The organism is Pseudomonas sp. Leaf58 (assembly GCF_003627215.1).
Lineage (GTDB): Bacteria > Pseudomonadota > Gammaproteobacteria > Pseudomonadales > Pseudomonadaceae > Aquipseudomonas.
Genome location: NZ_CP032677.1, coordinates 2,927,079 through 2,951,534, shown reverse-complemented (window position 1 = coordinate 2,951,534; position 24,456 = coordinate 2,927,079). Strand labels below are relative to the sequence as shown.

Here is a 24,456-nt window from a genome sequence, read left to right as displayed (position 1 = left end):
CAGCAGCGTCTCTGTCTTTTGAATCAACCGACGACCACGACACCAGGCAATTGGGCGATGACTTCACGAATCAAGGTAATGATCAGGCCAATGGCAGGATCACGCGCGTTGTCGATTCGCCATCCCAGTTCTATCGAGTAGCGCGGAAGGTTGATTGGGCAGGGGTGGCATTGGACGCTGCTGACGCTGGCCAAGGCTGTGGCGGCATGGGTCGGCAAGGTGGCCACGCAGTCGCTGTGCTGCAGAAGCGCGGGAAGCGCGGCGAAATGGGTGGTTGAAGCCTCCACTGTGCGATTCAGCGAGTGCGCAGCTAGCACCTCGTCAACCACGCCCACATAACCGCCCGATGAAACCAGAATGTGGCGCTTTTCAAGGTAAAACTCGGGTGTCAGCGGGGTGGCGTCAGCGCGGGCCGCGGTAAGGCAGGTGTAGTCACCCGTTGCAAGCGCCAGCCGCCCCAGCGTCTTCGAGGCCACGGCGCCCGATGTCAAGGCAAGATCAAATTGCCGGTTCATCAAAGCATCGCTTGCCAGCAAGCTGTGGGTTTGCTTGAACACTAGGCGGATACCAGGCGTCTGTTCCCGGACTTTATTGATCAACAGCCTGCCAATTGCTAGTTCGAAGTCATCCGACATGCCCAGTGCAATGGTGCGCCCGTGAATCGCCGTATCGCCATGGAGTGCCAACATCAGACCCTGACGACACTTGTCCAGCGCGGCGGCCACGATAGGGCGCAATTCCTCGCTTTTTGCGGTGGGTTTAAGACCACGTCCTGTCCGTTCGAACAAGTGGTCACCGAACACTGCCCGCAGTCTGGATAGCGCAGCGCTCACCGCTGATTGGGTAATGCCCAGGCGAATGGCGGCGCGGCCCGCGCCACCTTCCTCATACAAGGCTTCGAAAACCTTGAAGAGGTTCAGGTCCACAGAGGCGATGTCCAGCTTTTTCATGATTGATGGAAACTTTCCAGGCGCATAGGTAGCAATCCGCCAATGGTCGCACGATATGATTTTCATTGATATCAGATCAAGTCTGCGCAGTATTGCTCAATAACGGCTTGAGGCCGAACATTACCTGCACTACTTCATGCGAGAGCTCATCATGTCCCTTACCACCGTTGCAGCGCTGCAGGTTGGCTCCCATCCACTCGGAAAGGCCGAGACGCTGAAATCTATCCTCGTGTATGAGGCAGAGATAAAGTCGAGTGGGGCGAAACTGGTCGTATTGCCCGAGGCGATCCTAGGCGGGTACCCGAAAGGGCAGATATTCGGCACTTTCCTGGGTTATCGCTTGCCGGAGGGGCGTGAGACATTTCAAGCCTATTTCGAGAATGCTATTGATATCCCCGGCGCGGAGACAGACGAGCTCGCTGCGTTGTCCGAACGCACGGGTGCTCACCTGGTCGTCGGGGTGATCGAGCGTTCCGGTAACACGCTGTTCTGTTCCGCGCTGTTCTTTTCACCAGAGGGTGGAATCATCGCCAAGCACCGCAAGTTGATGCCAACGGGTACTGAGCGCCTCATCTGGGGTCAGGGTGACGGCTCGACATTACCTGTTGTCGATTCGCCAGCCGGCAAGCTTGGCACGTCGATCTGCTGGGAAAACCACATGCCGTTGTTACGCACCGCGATGTACGCCAAAGGCGTGCAGGTATGGTGCGCGCCGACAGTCGATGAGCGTGACGTCTGGCTGGCCAGCATGCGGCATATCGCTCACGAGGGGCGGATGTTTTTGGTTAGTGCCTGTCAGGTGCAGAAATCGCCACGTGAACTGGGTATCGAGGTACCAGCCTGGGATCCTGACCGTCCCCTGATTCAGGGCAACAGTGTCATCGTCGGGCCGCTGGGTGATGTACTCGCCGGTCCACTGCGTGGTGAAGAGGGATTACTGACGGCAGAAATCGACCTTGATGAGTTGGTGCGTGCTCGCTACGACTTCGATGTGGTTGGCCACTACTCGCGTCCCGATGTGTTTTCGCTGAGTGTCGATGAGCGCGCCAGGCCGGGTGTCGACTTTTTCAAGTGAGGTGTTTTCGGAACCTGCGGCAGACTTTGATTAGCTTTGCGAAGCGGAAATGCGCCGAGATGTCGTCGGTCGGGCAGGGGCAGTGAAACGTGTATGTGCAGACCAAGGGCGGGCGCTTCGCGGCGCCCGTCCTGGTTTCTATCAATGCGCGTACTGAGCTTTGGCAAACGTCGCAATAGCGTCGGCCATTGCCTTCGGTTGCTCAGGCGCCATCGCATGCCCGGCGTTTTTGAGCACCACTACCTGAACGCGATCGCCCAGCATGCTTTGCAGAACGCCTGAGAACCTGCGTGGGGCTACTGTGTCGGATTCACCCTGCAGGTCCAGGATCGGGGCCTTGCCAGCCGCGAAGTAGTCATCGACCGGTGTGGTATTGCGTGCGTGGGACTGAGCCTCATGCGTTTCGTCGTGCCATCCGCCAAGCCAGACACGAGGGTCGTTGCCGGGGGCGAAGAATGCTTTGTGCAGGTAGACCAGACGTTGCTCTTCGGGCAGAGACATGTCACCGGCCCCATCGATTGCCTGGCGCATCTCGGCGTTGATGGGCTTCTCAGTCGATCCGGGTGGAACCTTGCCGGCAGAAGCCGCTGCGAGCACCACGCCACGCACCAGGTCCGGCCTATCGGCCGCCAGTTGTCGAGCCGGGAAGTTACCCCAGGCATGCCCAACCACCACTACCGGTCCTTGTTTCTCGTGCTCGACAACTGCAGCAATATCGCGGGCAAAGTCATGGACTGACAGCTTTTCCATCGGGCCTTTGCTTTGGCCTATGCCGCGGGGTTCAGGGCGCACCACCCTGAACCCATCTTGCTGCAGATAATTTGCCACTTGGTCATAGTCACGACCCGAGCGTCCCAGCGAGGGAAGCATTACGATGATCGGGCCCTAACCTTGTGAGTTGACTTCGATCTGGACGTTGTCGTACCGCACCATTTCCTGTTGCACTGCATTCGTTGCGGCAGGGGTGCTAGCCATGGCGATGGAGGCGGCCAGGGTCAGGGACGCACCCATGATGAAGTGAGTAATCTTTTTCATTGTTTTTTTCCTTGGGCAGTAAGCGAGGGGGCAGGCTCAAGGCCGCTTTCCTCAAGCAATTTGTGAGCTTCGGCACTGTTGAGGTACTCGAGGAACTCACGTGCAACCTTGGTGTTGGTAGTGCTGCTGGCCACGGCTGCATAAAACCGGCTGACTTTCTGTACCTCCTCGGGAAGTGGGCCCAGGTAATCCACGCCAGGGGTTACCTTCAGTTCGCTGATCTGTTGCATGCCGATGTCCGCGTCGCCGCGAGCAAGCGCGGTGCCCACCAGTTCCTTGCCTTGAATCTCGACTGTTTTGTGCTTGACCGAATCGGTGATGCCCAAGCGAGCAAACAGCTCTGTCCGGATGTAGACACCGCTAGCGCCTTGGGAATATGCGATTTTGTCAGAGCTCAGTAGCGCGGTACGCAGGGCTGGCACCGTGGATACATCCAGATGCGGATGGCCTTTAGGTACGCCTACGCCGATACGGGAGTCGGCGATTTCTCGGCGAGTGCTCATGTCGAAAGCCCCGGTAGGCCCCAGTAGATCCAGGGTCTCGCTGGCCATGATGGCCAGGTCCATAGGCTCCTTGTGCTTGATTCGCTGCGGGATGGACTCAGGAGAGTCCCCCATCGAAGGTCCCCAGCTGATGCTGAGGGTGTTGCCACTGGCTTTCTCGTACGCTGGCTGTAGTTGGGCCATGGCCCCCTTCAGCGCACCGCTCGCGATTATCTTGAGCTCTGATGCTTCAACGCCGACAGAAAGGGTCAGAAGACCGGCGAGACCAGTCGAGAGCAGTAGCGGAGCAGATCTTGTTTTTTTCATATGGCTACCTTCGGAAGGGCGCGCTTCAGGCGCCGCGAGTGTTAACGAACAGCGAATACAATGAGGTTGTGGAGGCCATCAGCAGGCGGTTGCGCCGAGGGCCGCCGAAGCAGAGGTTGGCGCATCGCTCAGGCAGATCGATGTGTCCGATAGGGTGACCGTCAGGTGCGAAAACGCGGACCCCATCCAGGCCAGCCTCGGGAGCCCCCCAGCCACACCACAGGTTTCCGTCCACGTCGACGCGTATGCCATCGGGCAGGCCATGGCCTGCATCGATGAGTTCCCTACGCTCACTGAGCTGGTTCTGGTCATCGACGCTGTATGCGACGATGCGGCGTGGGCGAGCTCTCGACTCGACCAGGTAGAGGATTTTCTCGTCGGGTGAGAATGCGAGTCCGTTAGGACCTTCGACATCTTCGGCAACGCAGTGAAGCTTTCCGTCCGGCGTTAGGCAGTACACGTTAGCCGGCAGCGCTGCTTCGCCTTGACGGCCCATGTAGTCACTGACCAAGCCAAAGGGCGGATCGGTGAACCAGATACTGTCGTCCGACTTCACCACGATGTCGTTTGGAGAGTTGAGTGGCTTGCCTTCAAAGTGACTTGCCAGAACGGTGATGCTGCCGTCGTATTCCGTGCGTGTGACTTGTCGACCACCGTGTTCACACACCAGGAGGCGGCCTTGGCGATCGCGCGTCATTCCATTGGCCTGATTGGCCGGTTGGCGAAATACACCGAGGACACCGGTGGCTTCATCCCACCGCATGATGCGGTCGTTGGGCAGATCGGTGAACAGCACATACCGGCCATCTGCGAACCAAGCCGGCCCCTCAGCCCATCGCATTCCCCCACCCAAGCGTTCCACTTTTGCGTGGGCGAGGCGGTAATGTGCAAAGCGTGGGTCAAGCTCCCGTACGGCCGGATCAGGCACACGGGTGCTTGGACGCCAATCTCTATCGTCCATTATTCGTTTCCGTCAGTGTGTTGAAACCAAAAGTGCTCAGCGGTACAAGCGGGCCGGGTTGTCGACCAGAACGGCTTGTTTCAGTGCAGGGCTGTCACATACCTGTTGAATGAAGTCGAGCAGTTGGCGGTCATCCGGAGGGGAGCCCTTGATGTTTGGATGCGGCCAATCGGAGCCCCAAATCGCGCGTTCCGGGGCGTACTCCAGAAACTCGCGAACGTAATCCAGAGCCTGCGGCCACGGGCCAGGTTGGCCCTGCATGGCGCGATCGATACCGGAGAGCTTGATCCATCGAGCCGAATGCTCAAGATGCTTCTTCAGAGCAGCAAGCTCTTCTCTATCGAGGGGTTGGGTGAAATCTGGGCGCGCCATGTGATCAATGACCAGAGGCGTCTTCAGGTCCTTCCACTGGTCCAGGAACGGCAACAAAGTGTGCAGTTCTCCGTGAACCAACACATGCCATCCAAATGGAGCAACACGTTCGGCCAGTTGTCGCAGCTTTTGAGGATCCCGTGCGCCTGGCAGGTGCCCCATCAGGTTGAAACGGATGCCACGCAGCCCGCCGTCGTGCAGAACCTGCAGCTGCTCATCGGTGGTGGTTTCGTCGATCAGACCAACGCCGCGGTAGTGTCCACCGCTCTCAGCGATTGCGGCCAGGATGGCGGAGTGATCCGTTCCATAGGGCGCAGCTTGAACAAGCACACCGTGCTCAATGCCAAGGCGCTGATGCAACGCCAGAAGATCTGAAAATGGCGCGGGGGCGGGAGTGTATGCGGCGTTCGCAGGGAGTGGGAAACGATCCCAGGGGCCGTAAATATGGGTGTGGCAATCCCACATCCCAGGCGCATTGGTTGGACTGGACATGGAGGCTCCAAATGTCTGGCTGGTTGCTCCGCCGAGTAGGGTGATACCTGCTGCAGCGATGGCTGTGTGCTTGATGAACAGGCGTCGTGAGGCCTGAACTTGATTTTGATCGTCCATGGTGACCTGCTCTTATTGTTTGTCGGTGGACGAGGGGCCATGGCCGGCCCCTATAGAAGTCAGCCGCAGCGAACGGTCATGCCGCCGTCGACGACGATCTCGGTACCAGTCACGAAGCGCGACTCATCACTGGCCAGGTACAGCGCGGCGTAAGCGGTGTCACGACCATCGCCCATGAAGCCCAGTGGAATTCGAGCCAGGCGGGAGTCGAGCAGCTTGTTTACGTCGCCGCCGGTGCGCTGCCCTGCGAGACGGACTTCGACCATAGGCGTATGCAACTGACCGGGTACCACGGTATTTACGCGAATACCTTTGGGGGCGTACTCAACGGCTGTAACGCGGCCCAGTTGGATGACACCGGCCTTGCTCGCGGCGTAGGCGACTTGCGCAGAGCCGGTGAACCGGATGCCGGACGTCGAAGCAGTGTTGATGATTGAGCCGCTGCCTTGTGCCTCCATTACCGGGATCACGTGTTTACAGGTCAGGTACACACTTTTCAGGTTCAGAGCGATCTGGGCGTCGAACTTGTCCTCTGGCAGGGCAACAGCGCCACCCGCGGCGGAACCGCCGACGTTATTCACCAGGATGTCTACAGTCCCGTACGCTTGCTTGCAGGCTTCTACCATGGCAGCTACCGCTGAGTTGTCGGTGACGTCGCAGGCATACGGCGTCACTTCACCACCCGCTTCACGAATACGGCCCAGCGTTTCCTCCATGGCGCCGAGGTCGCGATCGACAGCGAACACCTTGGCGCCGGCAAGAGCAAACAGTACTGCCACGGCACGGCCATTACCCCAGCCGGCACCCACACAACCTGCACCGGTGACGATGGCGACCTTGCCTTTCAAGCGATCGCTGGTTGGAATAACTTCAGTCATGGGGTAATCCTCAATTCAACGTGGTAGGCAGTTCGAGAGCGACACCAGCCGGTGGCGGTACTTCGAAGACCTTGATAGTCATGGAAATCAGCGTGTAGTAGCCGGCAATGCCAACGAGATCGACCGCGGCGTCGTTACCCAGCAGCTCAATGAACTCTTTGTAGAGGCCGTCGCTAATGCCGCGGGTGTCGTGGAGTTCACGAACGAAGCGATAAACCAATGCTTCGTCGGCTTTGTGAAAGCTCGGCTCTTTACCATCGCGGATGGCGTCGATGATCTCGGGAACCAGGCCGGCTTCCAGAGCAAACGGCTTATGTGCAGCCCACTCATACTCTGCGAGCCAATGACGCCCCATCAGCAGAATGGCCAATTCAGAGAGGCGCGGTTCCAGGCAGCTGTCGTAGCGGCAGTAGCGTCCGAGGGCCTGGGCGCACTCAGCCAGTTCTGGTCGATGTAGCCAGATGGCGAGCGGGCCGCGAACACCTTTGCGTGGGCCGTTGGCGATGCGGTCGTAAACGACACGCTGGGCGTCATTCAGTTGTTGCGGATCAATGGGAGGCAAGCGATTCATGGCCGTTCCTGTTACGAGTGCTGGGTTTGCGATTGGGGCTGAGGTTGGGCTTGCACAGCAGTTTCGGGGGCAGTTACTTGAGCTGCGCTGACATCCGAGGGGCGCAGCAGGCTGCGGCCAGGGGCACGGCCCGTTTCACGTTCGAACGCCTCCGGATCAAAAGCACCCTCCCAGCGGGCGATTGCGAAAACGGCGATGGTGTTGCCAACGATGTTGGTCAGGGCTGTTGCTGTCGCCATGATCCGATCAATCCCGAACAGAAGGCCCAGGCCGCTCAGTGGAAGGGTCTGTACAGACTGCAGGGTGGCTGCCAGCTTGATGAAGGCACCACCTGCGACGGTGGTACCGCCTTTGGAGGTAATGCTGAGGATTGCCAGCAGGCCGGCCTGTTGCCACAGCGAGAATGGAGTGTCAGTGGCTTGAGCAATAAAGCCGATGGCAATTGCCATGTAGATGGCTGTGCCGTCCAGATTGAAGCTGTAGCCGGCTGGCAGCACGAATCCAACAACCACCTCATCACAGCCAGTACGTTTCAGTTTCTCGATAAGACGAGGGAATGCGACTTCACCCGACGCGGTACCGAAGACAAGCAGGATCTCATCGCGGATCAACCGCAGTACGGTCATGAACGGCAGGCCAACCGACCAGCTGATGGTGCCGAGCACTCCGAACACGAACAGGAGCGAGGCGGCGTAGTAAACGGCGATGAGCTTGAGAAGGTAAAGCAGAGTGTCGCCACCGTAGCTACCGATCGCAGCGGCCATTGCGCCAAATGCGCCAAGGGGGGCCAGCTTCATGATGAAGCTGAGCATCTTGAAGAGGATGGATTGAGCCTCGTCAATCGCGCGCACTGCAACGGACTCTGGCCCGCACGTACGATTGATAGCAATACCGGCCAGTACTGAGATCAGCAGGACTTGAATGATGTCGCCTTTGGCGAAAGCATCCACAAGGGTGTGCGGAATCAAGCTCAGCAGGTAGGTGATCACCGAGACTTCACCAGCTGCGGCTGTAGCTTTGATGGCCGCCGAGGATTCATTCATCCCCGTTGCGTGCAAACCTACGCCTGGCTCGACAACGTTTACCAGCACAAAGCCGACGAGCATCGCGACCGTGCTGACGACTTCAAAATAGAGCAGTGACTTGATGCCCAGCCGGCCGAGCTTTCGCATGTCCTGAACGTGGGTGAGGCCATGCACCAAGGTCACGAAGACGATCGGAGCGAGCATCATTTTTAGGAGCGCGATAAAGGCCTGACCTAGTGGTTTCATGGCAGTGGCCCATGTGGGCGCGGCGAAACCGAGGATGACGGCAGCGACAAGTGCTATCAGCACCTGAACGTGGAGTTTCTTCAACTGGTTCATGGCAATTCCTCGCCCATGGAATGGGCGTCATTGTTCTTGTGGTTCGCATGCTGGGATGGCCAATCCCACCGGCATAGCTATTAGAACTGAGCATAGAGATCTGGCGTAATCGGTGCAAAAACCTTATTTTGATAAAAAGCTATGCCAATACAGCATGGGGTGAAAGGTGGATATTCGTGAGCTACGTTCCTTCGTCAAGGTCGCCCAATGCGGTGGATTCAGCCGAGCTGCAAGGGATTTATTCATCGCTCAGCCGGCGCTCAGTCGACAGATTGCAAAGCTGGAGGAGCAGTTGCAGGTCGAGCTATTCACTCGACATGGGAGAGGCGTTGAGCTGACCGCAGCAGGCTCTCGCTTGCTGGAACGCGCAGAAATCATGCTCCGCTACATGGAAGAGACTGCAGACCATGTGCGCAACACCGCGGATGAGGAGCGGGGACATCTGGCGATAGGCCTCCCCCCGGCAATTGGATCAATTGTTGGGCCTCAGCTGATTCGTAAATTCAAGGAACGGTGGCCAAAGGCGTCGCTGCATGCGCTTGAAGGCCTCAGCACATCGCTTCAGGAATGGTTGCTGGAGGGCCGTATCGATGTGGCAGTTGTCTATAACCAACCCTTGATCGAGGCGTTCGATGTACGGCCCTTGTTTAGCGAACGGATGGTGCTGGTTGGGCCACCTGGCGAGGCTTCACGTAACGTACGCCTGACTGCGCTTGGTGATTTCCCTTTAATTTTGCCAGGTTTGCCGCATAGCAACCGCCGCCTTGTGGAACAGATCGCCGCGCAAAACGCGGTCCGCCTGAATGTTGTGCTTGAGGTCGATAGCGTCAGCTTGACGAAGCGGCTGGTCGCTGAGGGGCTTGGCTACTCGATTCTCGCGCATGCCGCTGTTCAGGAGGATATGAACAGTCACGCGCTGGTAGGTCACGCAATTGAAAGGCCCGGTATTCGCTCAACTGTCTCGTTGACTCGACTACGCGAGCGACGCAGCTCTCGTCTGGCCTTGAGCTATGAAAAAATCTTGCTGGAGACCCTGGAGGAATTGGTTACGGTTGGTGCTTGGAAAGAGGCAACCCACTGGTTGGCACAATGAACGGCATGCTCAAACCTCAGTCTGCCCCGTGTTTGACTTCGATCTCCCAAACGAGTCTTTTCATCGTCGAAGAGTATGGAATGAGCCATGCTCGATAGTCATGAATAGCTATCGATACAAGGTATTTGTCAAGTTTTGTCAAACGCATAGTCTGCTGTCAGCGGGGCAGATACCAGCTTCCGCATCTCAGATAAAAATAAGAGGCATAGACCATGCGTTCTACGTATTTTGCGACTTCACTGACTCTGCTCAGTTTTTGCTTGGCGAGCCAATTTGCGCACGCCACGAGTGATGTGTCCGTCCTGACGGCCAGCAAGGGCGATGTCCACATTGAGGCGTTGGTTCAGGGCTCTGGAAAAACCATCGTTATCCTGCCGTCCAAGGGACGAGGCGCTCACGACTACGATCAGGTAGCCAGTTACTTGGCTGATGATGGTTACCGAGTCATTCGGCCAGAGCCGCGGGGTGTCAATGGAAGCCGGGCTCCCATGGACACGCCTACGTTGCATGATTTTGCAGCCGATGTTGCGCTGGTGATGGACAAGGCTCATACCGGGGCAGCAATTGTCGTCGGCCATGCTTGGGGAAGTCAGCCAGCTCGAGTCCTTGCGGTTGATCGTCCAGACCTTGTGAAAGGCGTAGTGTTGGCTGCTGCCTCTATTGGCAAGTTGCCTCCAGGATCTTCCGAGAAACCCTATGGAAGGATGGTTGAAGCCATCAAGGGCGCGGGGAACTATGCCTTGCCCGAAGCCCAGCGCCTAAAATACCTTGAGCTGGCATTCTTCGCCCCAGGTAATGATGCGCGAGCCTGGCTGACGGGGTGGTACGACAAAACCCATGTGGCTCAAGATCACGCCCGAGATAGCACTCCGGTTGAAAGCTATTGGTCTGCTGGAAACACGGTACCCATTCTTGATTTACAAGCTGAAAAGGATGCTGTGGTAATCCCAAACATCTTGAAGTCAATGCTTGGTGATCGAGTGGAACACCAAGTAATTGCCGGAGCAGGCCATGCCCTTGCACCTGAGCGGCCGAAGGAGATGGCTGATGCGATTTCCAGGTTTGCTGATCGGGTTTACGCAAGTAAGGATTGACCCCTCCACCATCACTCGGCTCGAGGTCCACATAATTTCTAAGCACATTTGTCGTGTTCAAGAATCTGGCCATCGTTGATGGCCAGTTGGGGGGGCTGAAAAGCGCCTACATCAGCTGTACATGGTCAACAGGCCATTGCCGGTTGGCTTTGCCTCGCTGGATAGAAGGCTTTAGCCGTGATCAGAACAGGGTCACGATAAGGCCAAGCGCCTGTTCTCCCGCAAGGGGAGCTTAGAGAGACCATCCGTTGTTTCGATATCACCAGTCGCGAGCACTACCGCACTATCTGACCGTTGGTCAGCGCCGACAATCTCAAACCATCCAGAGCATGCCCTCAAATATGCCCCAAATGTAGCAATTAGCTGGAAGTAAATGGCGCTTCGAGGTTAGGAAAAGGCAGAAAAAATGATCAGCTAACAAGCATGCGCGAAGCTCCTAAAGACTATCCGGATCGCCAAAAAACATCTGTATCCGCGACCGCAACCAGCGCTCCGCCGGGTCATTGTCCTGCGCCCCGCGCCAGGCCATGTGCAGTTCGAAACTGCGCACCTCCAGCGGCAAATCCTCAGCCCGCAAACCACCCGCTGCGGTCAACGCATCCGCTGTGTAGTCCGGCACCGTGGCGACAATATCGGTGCCGGCCAGCAAGCTCCCCAGCCCGTTGAACTGCGGTACCGCCAGCACCACATGGCGCTTGCGGCCGATCGCTTCCAGCGCTTCATCGATGAACCCCGACAGGTCCCCGGCAAACGACACCAACGCATGCGGTCGCGCACAGAAATCGTCCAGGGTGATGCTGCCGGGCACGCTGTCGGCACGCAGCAGTTTCGGCATGCTGCGGCGCAGTATCTTGCGCTTGGCGTTGGCCGGCAGTTCGCTGGTGTAGCTGACCCCCACCGAGATCTCGCCCGAGGCCAGTAACGTCGGCATCAGCAGGTAATTGACCCGGCGCACCACCAGCACGATACCCGGCGCTTCGGCGCGAATGCGCTTTAGCAACTGTGGCAGCAGGGCGAATTCGGCGTCGTCCGACAGGCCGATGCGGAACACCGCGTTGCTGGTGGCCGGGTCGAACTCGGCGGCGCGGCTGACCGCTGTGGAAATCGAGTCCAGCGCCGGAGACAGCAGGGCGAAGATTTCGTTAGCCCGCGCCGAAGGCTCCATGCTGCGGCCAGTACGCACGAACAGCGGGTCGTCGAACAGGTTGCGCAGGCGCGACAGGGCCGCACTAATGGCAGGCTGGCCGAGGAACAGTTTTTCCGCGGCACGGGTCACGCTGCGCTCGTGCATCAGCGTTTCGAATACGATCAGCAGGTTGAGGTCTACGCGACGCAGGTCGTTTCGATTCATCGGTGCGCTTCGCCTAATATGGGGCAGGGGTGAATCTTAAGGCCAAAGGCTGGTACCCTGCACGGGTTTAGGGGGACCAATCGCAGGGAAAGTCGGGTGCCCAATCGATAACAAGCATGTCGACTATTAATGACCACTGATGGTCTAACCGGCAAAGCCCGGATAAAGTCCGTGGTAATTAGAGATTCACAAAGGCGAGGTATGCGATGTCCCGCATGATCCGTTTCCACAAGTTCGGCGCTGCCGACGTGCTCCGTTGCGAGGAGCAGGTCGAACTGTCACCGGCTGCCGATGAGGTGCAAATCCGCGTCGAGGCGGTCGGCGTGAGCTGGTATGACGTGCTCTGGCGCCAGAACCTGGCCCCCTCCCAAGCGCGCCTGCCGGCGGGTATCGGCCACGAGATGGCCGGGGTGGTGACCGCGGTTGGCGAAGGGGTCGAGGACATTGCGGTAGGCGACCGGGTGGCCAGCTTCCCGGCCACCAGTGCCAACGATCACCCGGTGTATGGCGATGTCATCGTGCTGCCGCGTACCGCCATAACCCGCTACCCCGATGTGCTCACCCCGATCGAGGCCAGCGTGCACTACACGCCACTGCTGATTGCCTATTTCGCCTATGTCGACCTGGCCCGGGCCAAGGCCGGGCAGACTGCGCTGGTCACCGATGCCAGCCACTGTGCGGGCCCTGCCTTCGTGCAACTGGGCAAGGCCCTGGGGCTGAAGGTGTTCGCCGCGACCAAGGAGGCGGACCAGCGTGAGTACTTGCTGGGCCTGGGCGCCGACAAGGTGATTGTCACCGAAGAGCAAGACTTGCTGCTGCAGGTTGGCAAGTACACCGATGGCCGCGGCGTGGACATGGTCCTCGATGGCATGGGCGGGCCGCAGATGTCGCTGCTGGGCGATGTTCTGGCGCCGCGCGGCAGCCTGGTGCTGTATGGCCTGCAAGGTGGCAACCAAACGCCGTTCCCGGCCTGCGCGGCGTTCCAGAAGAACATCCAGTTCTATGTGCATTGCATCGGTAACTTCACCGGCAAGCCGGAGTTGGGCATTAGCCAGGACCAGGTGGCGCTGCAGCGCGCCCTGCGCGATATCAACCAGTTCACTGCCGACCATTTGCTGACACCGCAGATCATCAAGGTGTACCCGTTCGAGCAGGTGGTGGAAGCGCATCGGTACATGGACCAATGCCCGTGCGGTGGGCGCGTGGTGTTGGATATGGCGCAGCACTGAAGGGTGTCTTGCTGTGAGGTGCAGCTTGCCTCAGCATTGTTGTTGCCTTCGAGATCGAGCGCCGCCCGCGCGGCGCTCGATTTGCCCAAAGCACAAGTTAGAATATTAAATTTAAGAATCTTCCTACAATAAGTTAGGAAAGAGCCTGCATTCAAATCAATCCCCGCCCAGGTTTGTCGAAATATCCCGCCACTCATTAAACATTGAACGCTACCCACATTAGGTCCAATGTGCTCTCGCACTTGAGCTGAATGGTTTTTTTACCCCGATCTGTATCTTCTATTCGCGCTGCATCCCTCGATAATGGCCCAATGATAGTTTGCGCAAGGAGCGTGGGATGAGCAGGGCTATGCCCGAGCCAGGGCAGTGGGTGGTAGCAGCGGGCCGTCGCAGCGGTGCTTTTTTTTCGATGGCTTGGCGACAGTGAAGGGTTACGTCATTACTTCCACTTAGTTGTAGGAAATTTCTTCTGGAAAAGTCGAGGCATGTTCACGTCCAGGTTTCTGTTCGGCGTGCGTTGGCTGCATGAAGTTGATGAGGTGATTTCGTGACTGCTATTCACGATCAGGCTATGCAGTATATCTACCAGCAAGTACTTGAGCGCTTGCTAAGTCATATGTCCCAAGCGCAGCGTGCTTCTTTGCAGTTGCTGATACAACGGTTGCTGGTTGCAGCAGGTGGGCCCGAGTACATCGGCACGTTCCGCTTGTTGGTGCTGCAGGGCAGCGATCGCCGCAGTGCCCGGCTGCTGGCCATGCTACGCGCCGCACAGTTGAGCATTGCCCTGCGCGCGCCGGTAACGTTCCAGTTGCAAGTGCTGGTGGCCAGCTTGCCCGCAGCCGACAGCGCCACGCTTGAAGCCCATGAACGCAGCTTCAGTGCCCTGTTCATGCAGGATGACGCACGGGTGCAACTGCAAATGATCGAGGGGCGTGCGGTGGTACCTTTCAACCGCCAGCCGTCGACAGCGTGCGACCGCTGGCTGCAAGCCCGAGATGCCATGTTGATATTCGGCCATCTGGTCGATGCCAGGCCAGAAGCCCTGCTGGGTTGCCGCCTGCACCTAGAGTTGGCGGATGCTGTGGGTTTTGCGTTGCGGGCCCAGGCACCTGCCGACGTATTGGTCACCGCCATCCCTGCGCGCCAGCGGCGCCGTTACCTGGCGTGGGCCAGGCGCAGCTTGCGCATGGCCGGGGCGCGCGGCCCACACGGGGCGCATCAGTGTCTGGCAGCGTTGGCCCAGGGGCTGAGCTGGCTGCACGGTACCGTCGGGGGGCCACTCGGCGTCTTGGCCGAACCGACACCGGGCACAGCGGCGGAGGACGCGCCGCTGCGGATAATTACCATTGACGACCTGTTGCCGCATCTGCTCGAAGCGCCGCAACTCGACCGTATGCTGGGTTGTTGTTTCGAGGCTGCCCAGGACGCCTGGCCATTGGCGGCGTTCGTTGACCCGTTGGCCCCGGCGCACTTGCACGAACTGCGCGCACGTAGCCTGGAGCCGCAGGCCAGTCGCCCAGCGCTAAGGCTGGCTGGTAAGCCGGGCGCCAGCCAGCGGCGCGATGCGCATCAGTTGCAGCTTGGCAAAGCCTACGGCATCGACCAGACCCAACTGGTGTGCCTGCTGTTCAGCCCGTTTGCCAGGCAGGGCAAAAACCTTGAACGGTTCCTGCAGTGCCGGCATGCCGACATGCTGGTGGCATTGCCGTACCTGCACCGGGCCCTGCAGGGCAAACCCTGCCCAGCGGCGGTGAAAGACTGGCTGGTGAATACCAGCGGCCTGCCGCTGGCGCAATTGCGGGCAATCTATGACGGGCGTTTACCAATGACGGCCTGGCGCCTCATGAGCACCCTGACCCGGCGCGATATCCACCTGAAGTTGCTGCCGCGACGCCCGCTGGTGCGGCAGCGTGGTTTTGCGGGGCTGCCCTGATGGTAACGCCGGGCAGCGGTGAGTTCGCCTACCGAAAGGTGTACCGCTACTTGCAAGCGTTGATCGACGAAGCGCCAAGCGGTAGCCCCTGCCGTTTACCGTCGCTGCGCGCACTGTCGCGGCGGCTGAGGGTGTCGTTGGCCACTGTGCAGAGTGCTTATAGCTTGCTGGAGGAGGAGGGCCGCGTACAGTGCCTGCCGAGGTCGGGCTATTACGTGCAAAATGCTGCCGGAGGAGAGCCTGCGGCCATGCCCCGGCAGCCCCCTTTGCCGGCACAGCCTATGCTCGAGCGAGCCCTGTTTACCCACGAGCGGCGCTTGGCACGGCAGCGTGCGCACAGCGTTGCACCCTGGGAAGAGCTCGGCAGCGCCCGCCTGCGCAATGCAGTGGCTGAACGTTATACCCGCTCCTCCAGCCAGTACTGGCGTGCCGAGGATGTTCACCTGGCCCCTGATGTGCAGGCGTTGCTGGACACCCTGCTTGCTGCGCTAGCCTTGCAAGGCGGGGCCGTGCTGGTGCACTCGCCCTGTTGCAGGCAGGTGTTGCGGGCCCTGGCACGTGCCGGCATGCGTGTTTTGGAGGTGCAAGCGGATACGCGCGGCAACCCGGACTTGCGGGCCTTGGCCCGGCTCTTGGGGAGTGAGCCGGTGTGCATGCTGGTCATGCCGTCGTGCCTTGGCATGCCGCACGGGCGGTTAGTTTCCCCGCACTACCAGCAGCAGCTCGGCCTGTTGCTTCGTCACCACCCGGTTTGGTTGCTGGAAAACGACCTGGACAGTGACCACTGCTACAGTGGCCCGCCTACCAAGCGCCTGCGCGACTGGGTAGACCCCCGCTGGTTGTTGGTGTTGGGGTCGTTCGAGGCCGTGGTGGGGGCCGAGGCGCCCTACGCTTATGTGCTGGGTCATGCTGCCGCGTTGGCCGAGGCGTTTGCCGACCGCGCATTTCGGCTTGCGCCCCTGCGCTTGCAGGCGCTTGCGCACATGCTGAGCAGGGGGGAGGTGGAGGCGCAGTTCATACAGCTACGAACGGACCTGCAACGGCGCGTGCAATGCCTGGCACGTGCACTGGAGTTGCAGTTCGGCCAGCGCGTGGCGTTGGAAATGCCCGAGGGCGGGCGCACACTCTGGGTGCGTTTTCGCCAACCGCTGCCGTGGCAGGACATTGTTGCGGCGCTGGCGGGTTCAGCACTGCATGCGCTGCCGGGAGCGCAGTTCAGCCTGCAGGGGCGGTATCAGCAGTACCTGGCACTGGCGTGGTTAGATGAGCAAACGGGGGCCTTGCAGCAGGCCGTGGAGCGCCTGGCCCAGGCACTGGAACTGCGCTGCGGGCGGCCCGGCCGGCAAGGCAATAGCTGTTGATCGGTTGGGGGAGGGCAGCGCGAGCTGACCCACGGCACTTGCAGGGCTAGTTATCTGTATGTATAACCAGTGTCTGTTTCCGCTACCCGACCCTGCCTCGTGATCGCCCATTCCGTCGACGACCCGTTCTACTACCTGCACAATTTCCGCCAGGTCCTGCTGTGGGTCGAACAGCGTTATGAAGACCTGCTCGACGATCAGGAGCTCGCTTTCATCCGCACCTTCAGCCAGCTGGCCGTCCCGGCACAGGCGTTGATGGTGCGCATGGTCATGCGCAAAGGTGAGCTGTTTCGCAACGATCGCCTCGATTATGCCGAAATCGGCGACACCGGGCAGGCCCTGCAACCGTTGCTGGCCCTCGGTTGGGTGCGGGAGCCCGCACAGCTGGCGCTGGAGCAACTGTTCGCCGTGCTGCGCAAGGAGGAACTGGCCCGCTGTTTCGCCCACCAGTTGGGCCGCCCCCGCGCTGCCAAGCGGGACCTGCTGGCGCAGTTGCAACCCCTGGGCCTGCACGCGCGCTCGTTGGCCGAGTGGTTCCCGGACAGTGGCGTACGCATCTTGCAGTGGTGCCTGCAACCGCTGTGCGACCGCATGCGCCTGCTGTTCTTCGGTAACTTGTACCAGGACTGGTCAGACTTCGTCCTCGCCGACCTTGGCCTGTTGCGCTACGAACAGGTGCCGTTCAGCACTGATTCGCGTGCCTTGCAGCAACGCGCCGAAGTCGATTTGGCCATGGCGTTGCACCAGTGCGCCGAACGCCTGGAGCAGGGTGCCGACCCGCTATCGATCCTGGCCGCCATGCAGGGGCTGCATAGCGACAACCCCTGGTTGGCCCGGCGCCATGCACGCCTGCTATTCGCCCTGGGCCAGCGCTGCGAGCGCCTGGGCGACTGGGTGCAGGCCATGGCCGTTTACACCCAGTGCAGCCATGCCCAGGCGCGCATCCGCCAGGTGCGGGTGCTGGAGCGTAGCGAGCAGTGGCCCCAAGCCCACGCCCTGGCGTTGCAGCTGGCGGCGGCACCGGCCAACGCACTGGAAGTGCAGGCGCTGGAACGCATGCTGCCACGCCTGGCACGCAAGCTCGGTGGGCCACCCCAGCGGCGCCAACGCGTTGCACCGCTGGAGCTGATCGAGCTTGAGCTCCCTCGCGAGCAGGCCGCGCTAGGTGTGGAGGAGGCAGTGCGTCAGCACCTCGCCGAGGCCGAGGGCGGTAGCCAGGTGCACTACGTGGAGAACACACTGTTCAACAGCCTGTTCGGCCTGTTGTGCTGGGAGGCGATCTTCGCCCCAGTGCCGGGCGCGTTCTTCAACCCGTTCCAGGCCGCCCCCCAGGACTTGCATGACAGCGATTTCCAGCAACGGCGCAGTGCACTGTTCGAGCGTTGCCTGGGGCGACTCGACGATGGTAGCCATCGCCAGGCGATTCTCGACTGCTACGCCGCCAAGCAAGGCCTGCAGTCTCCATTCGTAAGCTGGTCCGTGCTCAGCGACGAGCTGCTAGAGCAGGCCTTGGCCTGCTTGCCCGCGGCGCATCTGCAGCAGTGTTTCCTGCGCCTGTTGCAGGACATTCGCGCCAACCGCGCAGGCATGCCCGACCTGATCCAGTTCTGGCCGGAGCAATGCCGCTACCGCATGGTCGAGGTCAAGGGCCCTGGCGACCGCCTGCAGGACAACCAACTACGTTGGCTGGAGTTCTGCCGGGCCCACGGCCTGCCGGTCGCGGTGTGCCATGTACGCTGGCGCGAAGCGCCGTGAGCTATAGCGTGGCGGTGCGTGCCCTGTGTGAGTTCAGCGCCAAGGTCGGCGACCTGGACCTGCGCTTCACGCCATCGCCCACCGCCCAGCAGGGCATCGAGGGGCATCAGCGGGTGGTGGCCCAGCGCGCTGCCGGCTACGAGTCGGAAATCGCCCTCGAAGGCCAGTTCGAAGCGCTGAAGGTGCGTGGCCGCGCCGACGGTTACGACCCAGCCTGCAACCGCCTGGAAGAGATCAAGACCCACCGCGGCGACCTGGCGCGCCAGCCGGCCAACCATCGCCAGCTGCACTGGGCACAGGCCAAGGTGTATGGCTGGTTGATGTGCCAGGCACGCCAGCTGTCGGCCATCGAGGTGGCGCTGGTGTACCTGGACGTTGACAGCGATGGCCAGACGCTGATCAGTGAACACTGCACGGCGGCTGAATTGCAGGCCTTCTTCGAAAGCCAATGCCAGGTATTCCTGGCCTGGGCCCACTACCAGGCGCGGCGCCTGGCCGAGCGTGATCAGGGCCTGCAGGCGTTGGCTTTCCCCTATGCCCAGTTTCGCCAGGGCCAGCGGCAACTGGCCGAAACCCTGTACAAGGCGGTGAGTACCGGCCGCTGCCTGATGGCCCAGGCCAGCACCGGCATCGGCAAGACCCTCGGCACCTTGTTCCCGCTGCTCAAAGCCATGGTGCCGCAGCAACTGGACAAACTGTTCTTTCTTACCGCCAAGACCCCAGGCCGGGCGCTGGCCCTCGATGCCCTGCGCCAGATCACCGACGCCACGCCGCAGCCGGCGCTGCGCACACTGGAACTGATCGCCCGCGACAAGGCCTGCGAGTACCCCGACAAGGCCTGCCATGGAGAGTCCTGCCCCTTGGCGGCAGGCTTCTACGACCGCCTGCCCGCAGCGCGCGAGGCGGCGGCAGCGTTGCCGTTGCTCGACCGCGCGCAGCTGCGCGATGTGGCCCTGGCGCACCAGGTTTGCCCGTACTACCTGGGCCAGGAGATGGCGCGTTGGGTCGATGTGCTGGTGGCGGATTACAACTACTACTTCGATGCCCACGCCTTGTTGTTCGGCCTGACCCAGGCCAACCAGTGGCGGGTGGCAGTGCTGGTGGACGAGGCACACAACTTGGTCGAACGCGGCCGCGCCATGTACAGCGCCAGCCTCGACCAGGGCCAACTGCTGGCGCTGCGCAAAAGCAAACCGCATGGGCTGGTCAGTGCACTGGACCGGCTGAACCGGCAGTGGAACGCGCTTTACAAGGAGCAGCGAGCGCCGTACCAGGCCAGCGAGGCGTTGCCAGACGGGTTATTGCGCGCTCTGCAGCAGTGCATCGGGCTGATCCAGGAGCAGATGAACCAGGCGCCTGCGCAAATCGACCCGCAGGTTTTGCAGTTCTTCTACCAGGCGTTGCAGTTCAGCCGGGTTGCCGAACTGTTCGACGCGCACTTCCTGTTCGACATCAGCCAGCGCCAAGGCCCGCGCCAGCGGCGCCTGGCCACCCTGTGCCTGCGCAATGTCAACCCGGCGCGCCTGCTAGGCCCGCGTATGCAGGCAGCGCGCAGTGTGACGCTGTTTTCCGCCACGTTGAGCCCGCGGCATTTCTACAGCGACCTGCTGGGTATGCCGGCCGATACCGCCTGGCTGGAAGTGGCGGCGCCGTTTCGCGCCGAACAGCTGGAGGTGCGCATTGCCAGCCAGGTCTCCACCCGTTACCAGCAGCGCCAAGCCTCCCTGGCGCCGATTGTGCAGTTGATTGCTCAGCAGTACGCACGAATGCCGGGTAATTACCTGGCGTTCTTCAGCAGTTTCGAGTACCTGCAGCAGGTGGCCGCGCTGCTCGCCGAGCAGCATGCGCAAATACCCTTGTGGGCCCAGCAACCGGGCATGGACGAAGCAGCCCGCGCGGCTTTTCTCGAACGCTTTGTCGCGAATGGCCGTGGGGTAGGCTTTGCGGTGTTGGGCGGCGCCTTCGGCGAAGGGGTGGATTTGCCGGGTACCCGGCTGATCGGTGCCTTTGTGGCCACGCTCGGGCTGCCGCAGGTAAACCCGGTCAACGAGCAGTTCAAGCAGCGCCTGGGGCGGCAGTTTGGTGCGGGGTTCGATTACGCCTATCTCTACCCAGGTGTGCGCAAGGTCATTCAGGCGGCAGGCCGAGTTATCCGGGGTGATCAGGACCGTGGCGTGCTGGTACTGATCGACGAGCGCTTCGCCGAACCCCGGGTACAGCAGATGTTCCCGGGGTGGTGGCCTACGGCCGTTCCGGAGGGCAGCTAGCCCGGCATGCCGTCTGCCCGTGGCCGCAGCAGGATGGGCAGGTAATGGCGCAGGAACAGCAGCAGCGCCAGGCTCCAGCACAGCACTGAAAGGCTCACCCCCAGCGGCGTGAACAGGGCCAGTACCACCCGCGCCAACGTTGCCAGTTGTATCAGGGCAAAGGCCCAGCCAATGCTAGCTGGCACCTGCAGCGGCCTGCCGGTATGGCCTAGGCTAACCCGAGCCATCATCGCCATTATCAGGCCGGTCATGGCGCCGATGGTCAGGGCATGGGTCACCAGGCTGGGGGGCAGTGCCACGCCGGCGTGCCATAGCGCCATGCCCAGGCAGGCTGCGGCAAGCCAGGCATAGGCCAGGTGCAGCGACCACAGCAGCGGTACCCGCCACAAGCCGCGGTCATGCCACAAGGCAAGGCGGGCAGCGTGCAGGACGAACAAGGCACCAAACAGCACGGCCAAGCCTATATGGGGTGTATCGGCCAAGCCCGAGGCAAAGGCCAGTGGTACCGCCACGCTCAACAGCAGGCAGGCCCGGTCCAGCCAGGGGCGGGCCGCAGCGGGTGCCATGTTGCCCAAGCCGCGCCGGGTGAAGAACGGAATCACCCGCCCGCCAAGCACGGCCATCATGGCCGCGACTAGCCACAACCCGGCAAACACCCCGCGCCGCTGCCACAGTTCGTCTTGCTGCAGCCAACCGGCCAGGGTAAGCCACTGGCAGGCGGCAATCAGCAGCACCAGGCCGACGATTGGGTAGTTGTTGCGCAAGCGCCGTTGCACGATCGGTCGCGCCAGGGCCACGGCCACCAGCGGCAAGAAGCTGCCCTCGATCAATACCAGCAAGCCGCTCGGCAGCGGCATGAACCAACTCGCCCGGCCCAGCAGCCAGAGCAGGAACAGGCCCTGTAGCGCACGCCCGCTCAGGCCCGGGATGCCGCTCCAGTTCTGCACCGCAGTCAGCAAGAAACCGGCGACGATGGCGGCGGCAAAGCCATAGAGCATTTCGTGACGGTGCCAGGCGAGCATGCCGCCGGCAGGCGTGGGCTGCAGTGCCCCGGCCAGTACGCCGGCCCATAACAGCAAGGCGCCCAGCGCAAACAAACTGCCGCCCAGGAAGAATGGACGGAAACCCAGGCCCCAGACGGCCTGGCGTGGGCGTGAAGCGATCGGTTGCACAAGCATGGGCGGACCTTCGTTCGTTCAGTAGGCTTAATTGGGGTAACATCACAATCCGTGCCAGCTTCAAACCCCATGTATATCAAGGTGATGGCACCTCTCGGGGTCCGAATGACCTGCGCCGTGCGCTGTCATCTCGACTTGCTGGTATGTCGTTTTGACTTGCTTCACAGTTTGGCCGGTTTGCCGCTGGCCAACACTTCGCTACAGGATTCACGTTTTGTCCGATTTCTCGAAAAATCCACTGCTGCAGTACATGGCCCGCCTGGCGCCCTCCAGCCAGCAAACCATGCGCTACATCCTTCAGGACGCCGCCGACCGGCTGGGTTTTGTCGACTGCAATATCGTCGATGTGCCCTGGCATCGGCTTGAACCTGGCCATGTGATCGCCTTAGTAGCGGCCTTGCGTGAAGACGGCTACGCGCCCAACAGTTCGTCGCTGTACGTCAACGCCATCCGCGGGGTGATGAACGAAGCCTGGCGCCAGGGCCTGATCGACCACGAGCAGTTGTTGCGCATCCGCGAGGTCAAGCCGGCCACCGGCAGCCGCCTGCCGCCGGGGCGCAACCTGCGGCGCAGCCTGATTCGCGAGCTGATGGATGTGTGCGCGGCCGACCCCCGGCCACAAGGGGTGCGCGATGCGGCGATCATCGCCTTGCTGTATGGCACCGGCATGCGCAAGTCAGAGTCGGTGGACATCGACTTAAGCCAGGTCGACTTCGAGGCGCGCAGCCTGCAGGTGCTGGGCAAGGGCAACCACCAGTTGATCAAGTACGCCCCGCCTTGGGCGTTCGACAAGTTGCAGGCATGGCTTGACCTGCGCCGCCAGGACCTGCCGGCCGGGGCCGAAGACGACCCGTTCCTGTTCAACCGTATTCGTCGTGGTAACCACATCACCCGGGCGCGTATCACCAAGCATGCCATTTACTACATCGCCCGCCAGCGCGGTGCCCAAGTGGGGGTGAAGATCATGCCGCACGACTTCCGCCGGGCGTTCATCACCCGGGTGATCGAAGAGCACGACCTGTCGATTGCGCAGAAGCTGGCGCACCATGCCAACATCCAGACCACTGCCATCTATGACCGGCGTGATGACAACGAGCGCCGGCGGGCAGTGGACCGCTTCGACTACTGATTAGCCGACCCGTTGACGCAGTGCTGTGGGTTTCTGCGTACAGCGGCCCGGCACCGAAACAGGGCCACTACGCGCCCCCGCATTGTGCACCCACCCCTGAATGCTCGATACCAGAGCGGCTGCGGTAAAAACTGAATCGTCGTTAACCGGCAGAGTTGGCCCGCAACCTGCTATGTCCAGCCTGAGAATTTGATCGAGTGGTCAGGCCGCGCGCGCTGTAACCGTGCATGCCTTGCCCTCTAAACGGCCAGCAGGCCACGGATTTCAGGGGCCGCAGGATGTCGCTCGCGGAGCAGATCGAACCACAACAAGACGCTGAAGGCTGGAGCGCCCACCTGCAGTTGCGCTTCGTCCGGCGCGGTGATGTGACCCGCCTTGGTGCGTGGCGGCATTCCGGACCTCTTTTGGTGCAGCGGCCGTTCTATCCCGAAGGTGCGCCGTGCCATGTCTATGTGCTGCACCCACCCGGTGGCATCGTCGCCGGCGACCGCCTGGAGCTGGACGTCCACCTGGAACCCGGCAGCCACGCGCTGCTGACCATGCCCGGCGCCAGCAAGTTCTATCGCAGCATCGGCCCGACCGCATGGCTGGCCCAGCGCTTTCACCTGGCGGCCGACAGCACTCTGGAGTGGCTGCCGCAGGACAGCATCTTCTTTTGCGGCGCACGCGCCAGCCTCGACAGCCGTTTCACCCTCGAACCAGGGGCGCGCCTGCTGGCCTGGGAAACCTTGTGCCTGGGGCGCCCGGTGATGAACGAGCGGTTCGACCAGGGGGCGCTCGACAGCCGTTTGCACATCGAACTGCCCGACCAAGTCGGCCTGCACGAGCGGCTGCGCCTAGAAGGCGGGCGCCTGGCCAAGCTTGGCGGGCACCCACTGCTTGCTACCTTCTGCGCGGCACCTGCCGACCAGGCTGTGCTGGAGCAGGTTCGCCAACTGCTCGATGACCTGGGCAACCCGGCCGGCGCCACCCTGCTCGGGTCACTGCTGGTGATCCGCGTGCTCGACCATGACAACCAACACCTGCAACGCACCCTGCAACGCCTGTGGCATGTGCTGCGTCCGGCCGTCCTTGGCCTGCCGGCTTGCCCACCGCGTATCTGGGCCACCTGAGAGAGCGCCATGGAGCTGACCCCAAGAGAGAAAGACAAACTGCTGCTGTTCACCGCCGCGTTGCTGGCGGAGCGGCGCCTGGCCCGTGGCTTGAAGCTCAATTACCCGGAGGCCGTGGCGCTGATCAGTGCTGCGGTGTTGGAAGGCGCCCGCGATGGCCGCACCGTGGCAGAGCTGATGAGCCTGGGGCGCGAGGTACTGAGCCGCGAGCAGGTAATGCCCGGCATTGCCGAAATGCTCCACGACGTGCAGGTCGAAGCGACCTTCCCGGATGGCACCAAGCTGGTGACCGTGCATGACCCCATCGTCTGAAACTGCCCAGGAGCCCCG

General features: G+C 61.2%; 22 protein-coding genes. 11 read left to right on the top strand and 11 right to left on the bottom strand.

All coding sequences use genetic code 11. The features are described from left to right. Positions 1-23: 23 nt before the first annotated feature. Positions 24-950 (bottom strand): LysR substrate-binding domain-containing protein, encoded by a 927-nt coding sequence (locus DV532_RS13765; RefSeq protein WP_056803655.1) that lies wholly within the window; start codon positions 948-950, stop codon positions 24-26. Positions 951-1,101: 151 nt separating this feature from the next. Here DV532_RS13765 and DV532_RS13760 point away from each other — a divergent pair, with 151 nt between their 5' ends. Then, positions 1,102-2,025: a carbon-nitrogen hydrolase family protein gene (locus DV532_RS13760; RefSeq protein WP_056805351.1), complete on the top strand. Its 924-nt coding sequence runs from the start codon at positions 1,102-1,104 to the stop codon at positions 2,023-2,025. 141 nt (positions 2,026-2,166) lie between these two features. Here the strand turns inward: DV532_RS13760 and DV532_RS13755 are convergent, their stop codons facing one another. The 8 genes from DV532_RS13755 to DV532_RS13725 are packed head-to-tail and all read right to left on the bottom strand — an operon-like array spanning position 2,167 to position 8,624. After that, positions 2,167-2,895, bottom strand: a complete 729-nt coding sequence (locus DV532_RS13755; protein ID WP_236707540.1) for an alpha/beta fold hydrolase — start codon at positions 2,893-2,895, stop codon at positions 2,167-2,169. 15 nt (positions 2,896-2,910) lie between these two features. Further along, complete coding sequence (locus DV532_RS30930) at positions 2,911-3,060, bottom strand: hypothetical protein (protein ID WP_236707541.1); 150 nt, start codon at positions 3,058-3,060, stop codon at positions 2,911-2,913. After that, positions 3,057-3,869 carry a substrate-binding domain-containing protein gene (locus DV532_RS13750; RefSeq protein ID WP_056803663.1) on the bottom strand — a complete coding sequence of 271 codons (813 nt, stop codon included), beginning with the start codon at positions 3,867-3,869 and terminating at the stop codon, positions 3,057-3,059. Before DV532_RS13750 ends, DV532_RS30930 begins: the two co-directional genes overlap by 4 nt. Positions 3,870-3,894: 25 nt before the next feature. Then, positions 3,895-4,830, bottom strand: coding sequence for an SMP-30/gluconolactonase/LRE family protein (locus DV532_RS13745; RefSeq protein ID WP_056803666.1), 936 nt, complete (start codon positions 4,828-4,830; stop codon positions 3,895-3,897). A 36-nt stretch (positions 4,831-4,866) separates the two neighbouring features. Then, entirely contained in the window at positions 4,867-5,811 is a 945-nt protein-coding gene (locus DV532_RS13740; RefSeq protein ID WP_236707542.1) for an amidohydrolase, read from the bottom strand. Between the two features lie 59 nt (positions 5,812-5,870). Then, positions 5,871-6,689 carry an SDR family NAD(P)-dependent oxidoreductase gene (locus DV532_RS13735; protein WP_056803670.1) on the bottom strand — a complete coding sequence of 273 codons (819 nt, stop codon included), beginning with the start codon at positions 6,687-6,689 and terminating at the stop codon, positions 5,871-5,873. 10 nt (positions 6,690-6,699) lie between these two features. Then, positions 6,700-7,260, bottom strand: coding sequence for a carboxymuconolactone decarboxylase family protein (locus tag DV532_RS13730; protein ID WP_056803673.1), 561 nt, complete (start codon positions 7,258-7,260; stop codon positions 6,700-6,702). A gap of 11 nt (positions 7,261-7,271) precedes the next feature. Continuing rightward, complete coding sequence (locus DV532_RS13725) at positions 7,272-8,624, bottom strand: cation:dicarboxylate symporter family transporter (RefSeq protein ID WP_056803676.1); 1,353 nt, start codon at positions 8,622-8,624, stop codon at positions 7,272-7,274. A 166-nt stretch (positions 8,625-8,790) separates the two neighbouring features. On the opposite strand from DV532_RS13725, the gene DV532_RS13720 reads away from it, so the two are divergent. After that, positions 8,791-9,717, top strand: coding sequence for a LysR family transcriptional regulator (locus tag DV532_RS13720; RefSeq protein ID WP_056803679.1), 927 nt, complete (start codon positions 8,791-8,793; stop codon positions 9,715-9,717). 212 nt (positions 9,718-9,929) lie between these two features. Next, positions 9,930-10,811: an alpha/beta fold hydrolase gene (locus tag DV532_RS13715; RefSeq protein WP_056803682.1), complete on the top strand. Its 882-nt coding sequence runs from the start codon at positions 9,930-9,932 to the stop codon at positions 10,809-10,811. Positions 10,812-11,247: 436 nt separating this feature from the next. On the opposite strand, the gene DV532_RS13710 is transcribed toward DV532_RS13715, so the two are convergent. Then, positions 11,248-12,162, bottom strand: a complete 915-nt coding sequence (locus tag DV532_RS13710; protein WP_056803685.1) for a LysR family transcriptional regulator — start codon at positions 12,160-12,162, stop codon at positions 11,248-11,250. A gap of 206 nt (positions 12,163-12,368) precedes the next feature. Between DV532_RS13710 and DV532_RS13705 the strand changes: the two genes are divergently transcribed. The 5 genes from DV532_RS13705 (at position 12,369) to DV532_RS13680 (ending at position 20,707) form a co-directional block, all read left to right on the top strand. Continuing rightward, positions 12,369-13,391: a zinc-dependent alcohol dehydrogenase family protein gene (locus DV532_RS13705; RefSeq protein WP_056803689.1), complete on the top strand. Its 1,023-nt coding sequence runs from the start codon at positions 12,369-12,371 to the stop codon at positions 13,389-13,391. A 547-nt stretch (positions 13,392-13,938) separates the two neighbouring features. Beyond that, the gene (locus tag DV532_RS13695) at positions 13,939-15,324 is read left to right on the top strand and encodes a hypothetical protein (RefSeq protein ID WP_056803692.1); all 1,386 of its coding nucleotides are present in this window, start codon (positions 13,939-13,941) and stop codon (positions 15,322-15,324) included. Further along, positions 15,324-16,685 carry a GntR family transcriptional regulator gene (locus tag DV532_RS13690; RefSeq protein ID WP_056803695.1) on the top strand — a complete coding sequence of 454 codons (1,362 nt, stop codon included), beginning with the start codon at positions 15,324-15,326 and terminating at the stop codon, positions 16,683-16,685. The genes DV532_RS13695 and DV532_RS13690 overlap by 1 nt, the downstream gene beginning before the upstream one ends. Positions 16,686-16,784: 99 nt before the next feature. Further along, complete coding sequence (locus tag DV532_RS13685; RefSeq protein WP_056803697.1) at positions 16,785-18,440, top strand: VRR-NUC domain-containing protein; 1,656 nt, start codon at positions 16,785-16,787, stop codon at positions 18,438-18,440. After that, positions 18,437-20,707, top strand: a complete 2,271-nt coding sequence (locus tag DV532_RS13680) for an ATP-dependent DNA helicase (protein WP_056803700.1) — start codon at positions 18,437-18,439, stop codon at positions 20,705-20,707. The genes DV532_RS13685 and DV532_RS13680 overlap by 4 nt, the downstream gene beginning before the upstream one ends. Here the strand turns inward: DV532_RS13680 and DV532_RS13675 are convergent. Beyond that, complete coding sequence (locus DV532_RS13675; protein ID WP_082477088.1) at positions 20,704-21,885, bottom strand: NnrS family protein; 1,182 nt, start codon at positions 21,883-21,885, stop codon at positions 20,704-20,706. The genes DV532_RS13680 and DV532_RS13675 overlap by 4 nt on opposite strands. Positions 21,886-22,099: 214 nt before the next feature. Between DV532_RS13675 and xerC the strand changes: the two genes are divergently transcribed. From xerC to DV532_RS13660, 3 genes are all read left to right on the top strand, one after another. Further along, a complete protein-coding gene (gene xerC, locus DV532_RS13670) occupies positions 22,100-23,014 on the top strand; it encodes a tyrosine recombinase XerC (RefSeq protein ID WP_056803703.1) in 915 nt (304 codons plus the stop codon). 278 nt (positions 23,015-23,292) lie between these two features. Then, entirely contained in the window at positions 23,293-24,126 is an 834-nt protein-coding gene (locus DV532_RS13665; RefSeq protein WP_056803706.1) for an urease accessory protein UreD, read from the top strand. 9 nt (positions 24,127-24,135) lie between these two features. Continuing rightward, positions 24,136-24,438 (top strand): urease subunit gamma, encoded by a 303-nt coding sequence (locus tag DV532_RS13660; protein ID WP_003256923.1) that lies wholly within the window; start codon positions 24,136-24,138, stop codon positions 24,436-24,438. The last annotated feature ends 18 nt before the right edge of the window (positions 24,439-24,456 follow it).